This window comes from Zeaxanthinibacter sp. PT1 (genome assembly GCF_028464225.1).
Classification (GTDB): Bacteria; Bacteroidota; Bacteroidia; order Flavobacteriales; family Flavobacteriaceae; genus Zeaxanthinibacter.
This window is the reverse complement of record NZ_JAQPCN010000003.1, coordinates 45,443-58,047: the sequence shown is the minus strand read 5'-3', so window position 1 is coordinate 58,047 and position 12,605 is coordinate 45,443. Positions and strand designations below refer to the sequence as shown.

The 12,605-nt window shown below is 46.4% G+C and carries 11 protein-coding genes; 9 read left to right on the top strand and 2 right to left on the bottom strand.

Annotated elements, in window-relative coordinates; genetic code table 11:
* Positions 1 to 30 precede the first annotated feature (30 nt).
* The 9 genes from PP178_RS09730 (at position 31) to PP178_RS09690 (ending at position 8,206) form a co-directional block, all read left to right on the top strand.
* Positions 31 to 1,428 carry an anthranilate synthase component I family protein gene (locus PP178_RS09730; protein WP_272594158.1) on the top strand — a complete coding sequence of 466 codons (1,398 nt, stop codon included), beginning with the start codon at positions 31 to 33 and terminating at the stop codon, positions 1,426 to 1,428.
* 20 nt (positions 1,429 to 1,448) lie between these two features.
* The gene (locus PP178_RS09725; protein ID WP_272594157.1) at positions 1,449 to 2,039 is read left to right on the top strand and encodes an anthranilate synthase component II; all 591 of its coding nucleotides are present in this window, start codon (positions 1,449 to 1,451) and stop codon (positions 2,037 to 2,039) included.
* 8 nt (positions 2,040 to 2,047) lie between these two features.
* A complete protein-coding gene (gene trpD / locus PP178_RS09720) occupies positions 2,048 to 3,043 on the top strand; it encodes an anthranilate phosphoribosyltransferase (RefSeq protein WP_272594156.1) in 996 nt (331 codons plus the stop codon).
* Positions 3,040 to 3,825: an indole-3-glycerol phosphate synthase TrpC gene (gene trpC / locus PP178_RS09715; RefSeq protein WP_272594155.1), complete on the top strand. Its 786-nt coding sequence runs from the start codon at positions 3,040 to 3,042 to the stop codon at positions 3,823 to 3,825. The genes trpD and trpC overlap by 4 nt, the downstream gene beginning before the upstream one ends.
* The gene (locus PP178_RS09710) at positions 3,822 to 4,460 is read left to right on the top strand and encodes a phosphoribosylanthranilate isomerase (RefSeq protein ID WP_272594154.1); all 639 of its coding nucleotides are present in this window, start codon (positions 3,822 to 3,824) and stop codon (positions 4,458 to 4,460) included. Before trpC ends, PP178_RS09710 begins: the two co-directional genes overlap by 4 nt.
* A gap of 12 nt (positions 4,461 to 4,472) precedes the next feature.
* Positions 4,473 to 5,654 (top strand): tryptophan synthase subunit beta, encoded by a 1,182-nt coding sequence (gene trpB, locus PP178_RS09705; protein ID WP_272594153.1) that lies wholly within the window; start codon positions 4,473 to 4,475, stop codon positions 5,652 to 5,654.
* Positions 5,655 to 5,674: 20 nt separating this feature from the next.
* A complete protein-coding gene (gene trpA / locus PP178_RS09700) occupies positions 5,675 to 6,436 on the top strand; it encodes a tryptophan synthase subunit alpha (RefSeq protein ID WP_272594421.1) in 762 nt (253 codons plus the stop codon).
* Positions 6,437 to 6,463: 27 nt separating this feature from the next.
* The gene (locus tag PP178_RS09695; RefSeq protein WP_272594152.1) at positions 6,464 to 7,966 is read left to right on the top strand and encodes a M20/M25/M40 family metallo-hydrolase; all 1,503 of its coding nucleotides are present in this window, start codon (positions 6,464 to 6,466) and stop codon (positions 7,964 to 7,966) included.
* Between the two features lie 105 nt (positions 7,967 to 8,071).
* A complete protein-coding gene (locus PP178_RS09690) occupies positions 8,072 to 8,206 on the top strand; it encodes a hypothetical protein (protein ID WP_272594151.1) in 135 nt (44 codons plus the stop codon).
* Positions 8,207 to 8,276: 70 nt separating this feature from the next.
* Here the strand turns inward: PP178_RS09690 and PP178_RS09685 are convergent, their stop codons facing one another.
* Positions 8,277 to 8,801: a uracil-DNA glycosylase family protein gene (locus PP178_RS09685; protein WP_336298531.1), complete on the bottom strand. Its 525-nt coding sequence runs from the start codon at positions 8,799 to 8,801 to the stop codon at positions 8,277 to 8,279.
* Positions 8,802 to 8,982: 181 nt separating this feature from the next.
* Entirely contained in the window at positions 8,983 to 12,435 is a 3,453-nt protein-coding gene (locus PP178_RS09680; RefSeq protein WP_272594150.1) for a pyruvate carboxylase, read from the bottom strand.
* Positions 12,436 to 12,605: the final 170 nt, after the last annotated feature.

Genomic DNA, 12,605 nt, shown 5'->3' with positions numbered 1-12,605 from the left:
ACAACCGAATTAAATCGAATAGACCAGAACATGGCATATCAATTAAAAACATATCATAAAAAGATACTGGCCGATACCATTACCCCGGTTAGTGTATACCTGAAGATCCGGGATCGGTTTCCCCACAGTTTATTGCTAGAAAGCAGTGACTACAGGGCAAATGACAATACGTTCTCTTATGTCTGCTGCAACCCTATAGCATCGATCAGTATACAGGACGAAAAAATTAAATGGAAATTCCCTGACGGAAGCATTAAAGAAAAGGCCATTACTGCAGGGGATAATATCCCTTCTATCATCCATGATTTTAGCCAGCAGTTCAAAGCCCAGAATAATGGATTTAAGTTTATCAATAATGGGCTTTTTGGGTATATGGCTTATGACGCGGTCCGCTATTTTGAAGATGTCTCTATTCAAAAAAAAGAAGGCAACCTAGATATCCCGGATATCTATTACGCGGTATACCAGAATATAATCGCGATCAATCATTTTAAGAATGAAGCTTACCTCTTTGCACATTGCTACGAGTCTGAAAATAATATCCCTGAGCTAGAGCGTATATTGAATGTAAAAAACTTTGCGGCTTTTGATTTCCGGAGGGAAGGGGACGCCTCTTCCAACCTCAGTGATGAGGCCTATATGGAGAAGGTAGAAATTGCTAAAAAACACTGTGGTCGGGGCGACGTTTTCCAATTGGTACTCTCTAAAAGGTTTTCCCAGAAATTTAAGGGTGACGAGTTTAATGTGTACCGGGCATTGAGATCCGTTAACCCCTCTCCTTACCTCTTTTATTTTGATTATGGGAACTTCAAGATATTTGGCAGTTCACCGGAGGCACAGTTGGTGGTCAAGGAAGGGAAGGCCGAGATACACCCGATTGCAGGAACTTTTAAGCGTACCGGGAATGACGAAGAAGATGCAAGGCTGGCCAAGAAACTCACCGAAGATGCCAAGGAAAACAGTGAACATGTCATGCTGGTAGATCTTGCCCGAAATGACCTCAGCAGGCACGGCAATAATGTCATTGTAGAAAATTACAGGGAAGTACAATATTTCTCTCATGTTATCCACTTGGTTTCCAAGGTCACCGGGCAAAAGAAAAAGGACACCCCTACAATGGATGTGGTTGCAGACACTTTCCCTGCCGGCACCCTTAGTGGAGCTCCGAAGCACAGGGCCATGCAGCTGATTGAGGATTACGAACCCACAAACCGTGCTTATTACGGGGGAGCCATCGGGTTTATGGACTTTAATGGCAATTTTAACCATGCGATCATGATCCGCACCTTCCTGAGTAAGAACCACGAGTTACATTACCAGGCCGGAGCAGGTTTGGTAGCAGCCTCGGAACCGGCATCAGAGCTGCAGGAGGTCTACAACAAGCTGGGGGCACTGAATAAGGCGATGGAAATAGCTGAAACCATATAACAATTATAGCAGCCGTAAAAATGAACAGAATATTAGTCATCGATAATTACGATAGTTTCACTTATAACCTGGTGCACTACCTGGAAGCTATGGATTGTGAAGTGATCGTTAAACGGAATGATCAGCTGAAACTGGAAGAGGTTGCGGCTTTTGATAAGATCGTCCTTTCTCCGGGTCCCGGAATACCGGAAGAAGCCGGTCTATTAAAGGAGATCATCGCCACTTACGCTCCCACCAAAAGTATTTTCGGGGTTTGCCTGGGCCAGCAAGCCATAGGAGAGGTCTTTGGCGGCAGCCTTATCAACCTGGACCAGGTATACCACGGCGTAGCCACTAAGATCAGGGTACTCTGTGAAGAGGTACTTTTTAATGGGCTTCCGGAAACCCTGGAGGTGGGCCGCTATCATTCGTGGGTAGTGAATCCCGATCTACCGGACTGCCTGGAAGCTACATCCGTGGCCGAAGATGGGCAGGTGATGTCCCTCAGGCATAGAGAATACGATGTTAGGGCAGTTCAGTTCCATCCGGAATCTGTTCTGACACCCCACGGTAAAAAATTAATAGAGAACTGGGTAAAGGCCGGGAAAACTCCTGCGGCAACTCATAAATAGTCCTTACTATGAAAACGATCCTCAACAGGTTAATTAATTACGATGTTCTCTCCAAGGACGATGCCCGGCAGGTATTGGTGAATATTGCGAATGGCGCCTACAACTCAAGCCAGATCGCCGCATTCCTGACGGTTTATATGATGCGCAGTGTCACCATAGACGAATTGGAGGGTTTCCGTGATGCTCTTTTGGACCTCTGTCATTCGGTAGACCTGTCCGAATACGACCCTATAGACCTCTGCGGAACCGGGGGTGACGGTAAAGATACTTTCAACATTTCTACCCTGGCTTCGTTTGTTACTGCAGGAACCGGTATCCCGGTGACAAAACACGGTAACTACGGAGTTTCCTCAACCTGTGGCAGCAGTAATGTGATGGAATACCTGGGCATTAAATTCAGCAGCGAAAAGGATTTTCTGAAGAGATCTATGGACGAAGCCGGAATCTGTGTCTTACATGCACCGCTCTTTCACCCGGCAATGAAAAATGTAGCTCCTATCCGCCGTGAGCTTGCGGTAAAAACCTTTTTTAATATGCTGGGGCCTATGGTGAACCCCGCTTTTCCGAGGAACCAGATTGTCGGGGTATTTAACTTGGAACTGGCGAGGATGTATGGATACCTTTACCAGAATACCGATAAGAATTTCACCGTCCTCCACGCCCTGGATGGTTATGATGAAATTTCCCTGACCGGCACCACCAAAACTATTTCTAACCGCACCGAAGCTATGCTGGAACCTGCAGATTTCGGGGTAAACCCGGTATCTGCCAAAGCGATCGAAGGAGGCGAAGATATTGCCGGATCTGCCCGTATCTTCCTCGATATTCTACAAGCTAAGGGATCGGAAGAACAGAATAACGTGGTCTGTGCCAATGCAGGGATTGCCATTGCAACCGTAGAAGGTATCAGCCCGCTTGAGGGTTTTGAAAAGGCAAAGGAATCCTTGATGAGCGGTAAAGCATTGGAAGCACTTAGAAAACTACAAGAAGTAAGTAAGCGATGAACATATTGGATAAGATAATTGTCGACAAAAAACGTGAACTGGCATTTAAGAAAAGCCTGGTGCCACCGGTGCAACTGGAACAGGCCATGTTGTTTGCGAGGCCTGTATTTTCAATGGCGGCTGCCTTGCGTAAAAGCAGCAGCGGGATCATTGCGGAACACAAACGCAGATCTCCTTCCAAATCGGTCATCAACAATGACCTCAAGGTATGGGATGTGGTCAAGGGATACGAGCATGCAGGAGTCTGCGGTATTTCAGTGTTAACAGACACCCCTTATTTTGGCGGATCCCTGGAAGACCTGCTTGTGGCACGCGCTTCTGTGGAGACTCCCCTGCTGCGAAAAGAATTTATCGTGGATGAATACCAGCTGCTGGAAGCCAAGGCTTTCGGGGCAGATGTAATCCTGCTTATCGCGGCAGTGCTCAGCAGGACCCGGATTGCCGAGTTATCCCGGTTTGCCAAAGAACTTGGTCTGGAAGTACTCCTGGAGGTCCATAACCGGGAGGAGCTGGAAAAATCATTGATGCCCAGCCTTGATATGCTGGGAGTTAACAACCGGGATTTAAAGAACTTTGAGGTCAGCCTTGAGACCAGCAAGGAACTCGCAGTACATATCCCCAATGATTTTGTCAAGGTATCTGAAAGCGGCATCAGCAATACTGACGCTATCAAAGAATTAAGAGACTATGGGTATAAGGGTTTCCTGGTAGGTGAAAATTTTATGAAAACAGCAGATCCCGGTGGGGCTGCATCTTCTTTTATAAAAGAATTGAACTCATGAAACTGAAAGTCTGCGGGATGAATTATAATACGGCCGAGGTTGCCACCTTACAACCCGATTATCTCGGGTTTATTTTCTGGGAGCCATCCAGCCGCTACTTCCAGGGCGATATGCCCAAATTATCGACGGGAATAGAGAAAGTTGGTGTTTTTGTTAACGCGTCCATCGAAGAGGTTGTTAAAAGGGTAAACGAATTTGGGCTGCAGCTGGTACAACTTCACGGCGGTGAGAGTCCTGCTTTCTGCAGCGCATTACAAGAAGCTTTTACAGCTCTTGAAAATAATGTGAAGATCATAAAAGTTTTTTCGGTGGGAACTTCTTTTAATTTTGAACAATTGTCGCCTTTTGAAGAAATATGTGATTTTTATCTTTTTGATACCAAGGGTAAACTTCCCGGGGGAAACAGTTATTCCTTTGACTGGACATTACTGCGAGGGTACCCATCAAAGAAGCCTTTTTTCCTGTCCGGTGGAATAGGGCCGGGAGATATGGAATCCGTTCGTGATTTCCTGCAGAAACCGGAAGCAAAAAACTGCCATGCCCTGGATGTGAACAGCAGGTTTGAAACCAGGCCGGGTGAAAAGAATATAGCTGATTTAATAAAATTTAAAGGAGTACTCGCCTCAGGGCAATAAAACTATTTTACGATGACTTACAATGTAGATGAGAATGGTTATTACGGGGAGTTCGGGGGAGCATATATCCCGGAAATGTTATACCCGAATACGGAGGAGATCAGGCAGCAATACCTACAGATCATGCAAGACCCTGTCTTTGAGAAAGAATTTAACGATCTCCTGAGAGACTATGTAGGCAGGCCTACCCCCTTGTACTATGCGAGCAGGCTTTCCGAACATTGTGGCACCCGGATATATCTGAAACGAGAAGACCTATGCCACACCGGGGCTCATAAGGTAAATAATACCATTGGGCAGATATTACTTGCAAAGCGCCTTGGCAAACAGCGGATCATTGCAGAAACAGGTGCGGGCCAGCACGGGGTAGCAACCGCCACCGTCTGCGCTTTAATGGGCATGGAGTGCATCGTTTATATGGGTACCGTAGATATTGAAAGGCAGGCCCCTAATGTCGCCCGTATGAAAATGCTTGGAGCGACGGTAAGAGCGGCGAATTCGGGTAGCAAGACCCTTAAGGATGCCACCAACGAAGCCATCAGGGACTGGATCAACAACCCAGTAGACACCCATTATATTATCGGCTCTGTGGTCGGACCTCACCCCTACCCCGATATGGTGGCGCGATTCCAGTCGGTGATCTCTGCCGAGATCAAGGCACAACTTCAGGAAAAGGAAGGCCGGTCGCGTCCGGACTACGTAGTTGCCTGTGTAGGCGGAGGCAGTAATGCAGCCGGAGCCTATTACCACTACCTCGATGATACCCAAGTAGGACTGATCGCTGTAGAAGCGGCAGGGAAAGGAGTGGATTCAGGGGAAAGTGCGGCAACTTCTTACCTTGGGAAAACCGGCATCATCCATGGCAGTAAGACCTTGCTGATGCAGACTCCTGACGGGCAAATCACTGAACCCTATTCCATTTCTGCCGGACTGGATTACCCGGGAGTGGGACCTATGCATGCACATCTCTACGCCTCCGGGAGGGGAGAATTTATTTCCATTACCGATGATGAAGCCATGAAAGCAGGGCGTATGCTGGCCCGTTTAGAAGGTATTATTCCCGCTATTGAAACTGCACACGCCTTTGCCATATTTGAGAAAAGGAAATTCAAGGCCGATGACCTTGTCGTGATCAACCTATCCGGGCGTGGAGACAAGGACCTGCAAACCTATATCGACTATTTTAAACTATAAAGATTTTTGCATTGAGTATGATGAACAGGATACAGACAAAACTCCAGGAAGATAAAAAGCTTCTATCCATATATTTTACCGCGGGCTACCCGCAACATGGTGATACGGTAAAAATCATCCAATCCCTGGAAGAACACGGGGTAGATATGATAGAGATAGGACTCCCCTTCAGCGATCCGCTTGCGGATGGGCCTACGATACAGGAAAGCTCTACCCATGCCCTGACACATGGTATGACCACGGAAAAGCTGTTCTCCCAGTTGCAGGGCATTCGCGAAAAGGTGTCTATCCCCCTGATTATCATGGGCTACTTTAACCCGGTATTGCAATACGGTGTGGAAGCGTTTTGTAAGAAGTGCCGGGAGATCGGTATAGACGGGCTTATTTTACCGGATCTTCCACTCCGGGAATACCAATTACAATACAAAGAGATTTTTGATGCTTACGGATTACTCAACATATTCCTGATCACCCCCCAGACAAGTGATGAACGTATCAGGGAGATTGATGCCGCCTCCAATGGCTTTTTATACCTGGTCAGTTCCGCGAGTACTACGGGAGCTAAGTCCGGTTTTGGACAGGATCAGCAGGATTATTTTAAGCGAATTGCTGCTATGGGACTTCGTAATCCATTGATTGCCGGCTTCGGAATCAGCAACGCAGAGACCTTCGCCCAGGCAACGGAGCATACAAAAGGTGCTATAATCGGCTCGGCTTTTATCAAGTATCTTACGGAAAACGGTGCGGATTCTGCAGGTGATTTTGTTAAAAGAATTCGCTAGATTTACACAGCTATCAGCCCGAATTATATGAAAAACCTATACTTAATTATCTTACTGGCCGCTGGAGTATCCCTGCAGGCGCAAGACCAATCCCAACTGAAATCCCAGGTCCGGCACACTATAGACGAATTACGCGAATTTATCAGTATTCCAAACGATGCCCTGGACCACGCCAGTATGAACAGGAACATCACCTGGCTTACTAATAAATTCAACGAGCGTGGATTTAATACCAGTGTACTTCCAACTGCCGGTGAATCTCTTTTTTTTGCGGCTCTGCCTATGGAAGATCAAAAACCCACGGTGCTTTTCTATATGCATTTTGACGGGCAGGCTGTAGATCCATCCAAGTGGAATCAGAAAAGTCCTTACGAAGTCGTATTGAAAGAGAGGTCCGGGGACGGATGGAAACAAATTCCATTTGATTCGCTGACCGAAGATATCAATTATGACTGGCGCCTGTTCGGAAGGTCTGTCTCTGACGATAAAGGACCTATCGTCATGTTCCTGAATGCCATAGACCTACTCCGGAAAAATAATCAGTCCATCCCCTTTAATGTAAAGGTAATCCTGGACAGTGAAGAGGAAAAAGGCAGCAAACCGTTACCGGATGCCGTAAAGCAATACCGGGAATTATTGGCAGCCGACCTACTGATCATAAATGATGGCCCGGTTCACGCCTCAGGCTTACCTACCGTAGTGTACGGTTGCCGGGGTATTACCACCATGAGCATCACAACTTACGGACCGATAAAACCTCAGCACAGCGGCCATTACGGCAATTACGCACCTAATCCCGGTTTACAGTTGGCACAACTGCTTGCAGGAATGAAAGACGAAGAAGGCCGGGTAACAATCAAAGGATACTACGACGGCATCAGTATTGATGAGCAAGCAATGGATGTTCTTCGCAGTGTGCCCGATGACAGTGAAGCCATTAACCGCAACCTGGCAATTCGTAAACCGGAAAAAGTGGGATCATTCTACCAGGAATCCCTGCAATACCCGTCTTTAAATATACGAGGTCTGTCTTCCGGCTGGGTAGGAGACAAAGCCAGGACTATTGTCCCTGAATCGGCCACTGCCGAGTTAGACCTTCGACTGGTCCCGGAGTCCGATGGTACCCGGCTTAAAGAGCTGATCAAAACCTATATCAGGGAGAAGGGATACCACTTAATGACAGAGGTGCCTTCGGCCGAGGACCGACTGAAATACGATCGGATCGCAACCGTCACGGAGCGCCCGGTCACGGATGCATTCCAGACTCCCCTGGACAATCCCTATGGCACATACCTGGTTAACACCCTCGGAGAGAAATTCGGGGAACAAGTGGTTCAGATCAGAATTATGGGAGGTACTGTACCTATTTCACCTTTTGTGAATGAGCTGGCCATTCCTGCCTTTATTGTTCCTATGGTGAACCCTGATAACAATCAACACAGCCCCAATGAAAATCTGGAGATCGGAAAAATAGACTATGGCTTACAGGTATTCTATTCACTGCTCAGCAGCGCTCCGCCTATGGATTGACCTTCACGAGACTTAACATTCAATAACATAGGTTTATAAGGGTCTTAACGGGTATTCCATCCTTCGTTTCTTATATTGATTGTGAATCAAAAAAGATAACACAGCATGGGAACTATAGATAAAAAATTTGAAAGAACTAAAGAACAAACTACCCCGAACAATCCTACGGGGAATACCGATATAGATACCAATAAATTTGATATTGAAAAGGATACTATTAAGGATCAGCAGAACAAATAATAACGCTATCTATTATCGTTATTGATCTGGAAGAACCCGGGAAGTTAAACGTCCCGGGTTCTTTTTTTTGTCAAAATTCGCGGATGTACAAAGGATCTTTAAAAAATGGGCTGTATTGCTGTATACGGAAATCAAGGGTTGTAAAACCCGGCTTATGCATTTTCAGGTTTTTGTATTCCTGCATACTCCCAACTGCCCGGTTTGCGCTTCCACTGGGAGCGGTAAGTGAAACCGTCCGTATGCGCCTGTTTTCGGTATCTCCGGGCAGCATAAATTCGTGGATACGGGGGACTTCTGTATGTACCGGAATTAATTTGATACCGTGATCCCTGGCAAGGCGCCTGAAGAAATATTCAGGTCCGTTCTTGCTATTCCCACCAGTAAAAATCAGGGTATCCACCTTGGGATATTGGTATAAGCCGCCAAGCAGGTCGCGTAAGCATACCCCGTTCATTCCAAGGTCCGTGGCATCAACCTTCAGGCGTTCTGCACTGTCTACGATATCAAATATCCCGATCTTTTCCCGCCTTAAGAATTCTTTGCGTTGCCGTACTGCTTCTACAGAATCCTCGTAAAGCAATTGAAGCTCATACATCCTGTCCAGGATATTCCACAGCTGCCCGTCCCTGCTGCCGTAACAGAAATTGACATCTCCGGGTTTCAGATCACCCGTGGTAAACCTGGGCGGGGGCAGGGTTCCGACAATCCAGCGTGTAGCCTCTTCAAAAAGAAAAGGTTCAAAGGGGTGGGTATGTACAAAGGGTTTTTTAATAGGTCTATTTTAAAACCAGCACAAGATCATCAGAATGTACCAAGGTCCCGTTTCCTAATTCTACCCGGTCTATTACTCCCTCTTCGTTCGCGGTTACCGTAGTTTCCATTTTCATGGCCTCTATCACGAAAAGCGGCTGGTTCTTCTGTACCTCCTGCCCTTTTTTGACCAGCACATTAGACAGCATTCCCTGTAATGGCGCTCCAATTTGTTTGGGATCATCGGCCTCGGCCTTTTTATTGCGCTGCCGCTCTACCTTAACCGACTTATCCTTGATGAAGACATTCCTCAACTGCCCGTTGATCTTAAAGAAAATATTGACATTCCCCTCCTCATCGGGTTCTCCTTTTAACATCAGGGAGATCAAAATATTCTTACCCCTGTCCAGTTCTACCATGATTTCCTCACCAACTTCCATCCCGAAGAAGAAATTCTTGGTCGGGATATTCATGACATTTCCATATTTCAGGTGCTTTTCATGGGCTTCCGTGAATACTTTAGGATAGAGCAGGTAAGAAAGGAAATCAGTCATCTTCAGTTCACGACCCATGCCTGAACCGAATTTTTTCTTGAAATCTTCAAATTCTTTATCAAAGTCGACCGGCTCCAAATGCGCATTCGGCCGATCGGTGTAAGGCTCTTCTCCTTTAAGAATGATCTTTTGTAGTTTTTCCGGGAATCCGCCCACCGGTTGCCCCAGGTCTCCCCTGAAGAAGCTCACCACGGAACTGGGGTAAGAAAAGTTTTCTCCTCTTTCCATAATATCCTCTACGGTATACCCATTACTGATCATAAATTGGGCCATATCCCCTACTACCTTAGAGCTCGGGGTAACTTTAATGATGTCACCGAACATCTCGTTGACCTCCGCGTACATTTTTGTGATCTCCGGGAATTTATTCTCCAATCCAAGGGCAATGGCCTGTCCTTTCAGGTTAGAATACTGTCCGCCGGGAATCTCGTGGGTGTACACATCCCCGGACCCTGATTTTAATCCGGATTCAAAGGGATAGTAATAATTCCTGACCGTCTCCCAGTAATTGGAATATTCTGCTAATTTTTTGCGGTCCAGCAGGTTTTCCCGTTCGTGGAAACGCAGCATCTCAACCACCGAATTAAAATTAGGCTGAGAGGTAAGTCCGGACAAGCCTCCAAGCGCTACATCGATCACATCAACACCGGCCTCAACCGCCTTGAGATACGTAGCTGGCTGAATAGAGGAGGTATCATGGGTATGCAAGTGGATGGGGATATTGATCTCAGATTTAAGGGCCGATACCAGTTCATAAGCCGCATTGGGCTTAAGTAGGCCTGCCATATCCTTAATTCCAAGGATATGTGCCCCTGCATTCTCCAGGTCCTTGGCCAACTGTATGTAGTATTTCAGGTCATATTTTGTCTTTGCTAGATCCAGGATATCACCGGTATAACAGATAGAGCCTTCGGCAATTCCATTGGTCCTGGTTCTTACATGATCTATACAAGGAGCCAGGGACTTCATCCAGTTCAAAGAGTCAAAGATCCTGAAGAGGTCGATCCCGCTTTCCCACGATTGTTCGACAAATTTAGCGATCACATTATCCGGGTATGCGGTATAACCTACCCCGTTAGAACCCCTGATCAACATTTGCAATAGAATATTGGGCATTGCTTCCCGTAATAATTCCAAACGCTCCCATGGATTTTCCTGTAAAAACCTTAGGCAAACATCAAAAGTTGCCCCTCCCCAGACTTCCAGGCTGAATATTTCCGGATGGTTCTTCGCATATCCCTCGGCTACTTTCAGCATATCCGCGGTCCGCATCCTGGTAGCCAGTAAGCTCTGGTGTGCATCGCGCATGGTCGTATCAGTAAAATGAATTTTTTTCTCAGATTTAAGCCAGTTGGCCAAACCTTCGGGACCTAATTCTGTGAGCAGGTCTTTGGTTCCTTTTGGGTATGGCTCCCTTGAAGGATAAGAGGGAACTTTTGGTTTAGAAAATACCCGGTTGGGATCAACATTCTTAACTTCCGGATTCCCGTTAACGATATTCTCACCGAGAAACTCTAAAAGTTTATTCGCCCTGTTGCGCGGCTCGGTGAACTCGAACAGCTTGGGTTCATTCTTGATAAAGTTGACCGTCACTTTGCCTTCCCTGAAAGAAGGATGTTTCAGGATATTATCCAGGAAAGCCATATTGGTTTTTACACCCCGTATCCTGAATTCGGCCAGGGCTCTCCGCATCTTTCTGCAAGATCCGTCCAGGGTTCGACTGATCGCGGAAACTTTAACCAGCATGGAGTCAAAGAAGGGAGAAATAACTACTCCCTGGTAGATACTACCCGCGTCCAGGCGGATTCCAAATCCGGAAGCACTCCGGTAGGTGGTGACCACCCCGTAATCGGGCTTAAAATCGTTCCCGGGATCTTCTGTAGTTACCCGGCATTGCAAGGCATACCCCGTCACCTTTACCGAGGCCTGGTCCGGGATCTTGATCTGTTTATCTGAAAGGCGATAGCCCCCGGCGATAAACAGCTGGGCCTTGACCAGGTCTATATTGGTCACCATTTCAGTAACCGTATGTTCTACCTGTATCCTCGGGTTGACCTCTATAAAATAAATGCTGCCATCATCATCTACCAGGAATTCTACCGTCCCGATATTGTTGTAATTAACGGCTTTACAGATATCTATGGCGTAGGTGTAGAGTTTATTTTTGGTTTCATCGCTCAGGCCAACAGACGGTGCAAACTCTATAACCTTCTGGTATCTTCTTTGTACTGAACAGTCACGCTCATATAAGTGAACTATATTACCGTGGGTATCTGCAACAATCTGTACTTCTATATGCTTTGGATTTTCTACAAACTTTTCCAAGAAAACGGTATCATCCCCGAAGGCATTGAGCGATTCTCTCCTGGCTTCGGGGTAGGCCTTTCTTAGTTCGTCTTCCGTCCTGATGACCCGCATTCCCCGGCCACCTCCCCCGGAAGCCGCCTTCAGCATCACAGGGTACCCTATCCTGTTGGCTTCAGCTATCGCGATATTTACATCGTCTAAATCTTTCTTACTGCTTTCAATTACAGGGACTTTATTAGCCACGGCAACTTCTTTGGCCGTGATCTTATCCCCGAGAGCCTTAAGAACAGATACTTTAGGGCCAATAAATATTATGCCATTTTCCTCGCATTTACGGGCAAATGTGGCGTTTTCAGAAAGAAATCCGTAGCCCGGATGTATAGCATCTACCTGGTTGTCTTTTGCAACCTGGATAATGGCATCTATATCCAGGTAAGGCTTTAATGGCTCCCCTTCCCCTCCTATCTGGTAGCATTCATCCGCTTTATAGCGGTGGAGGGAATACCGGTCTTCGTAGGTATAGATTCCTACTGTTCGCACCCCTATCTCTACACATGCCCGGAAAATCCGGATGGCTATCTCTCCTCTGTTCGCTACTAAAACCTTCTTAATTTCCACTGAAAATGCTTTACTGTTATGAAAACAAACTTAGGCTTTTTGACCTAAGAAAGCAATGCGATATCCTTATAAAAAGGACGCATTTTGTTACAATATTGCAGTGAAAAAGCCTGTTTTCATCAATTAAATTCCGAGTTTCAAACGTTTTCTTTTAGAATACGCAAACGCTT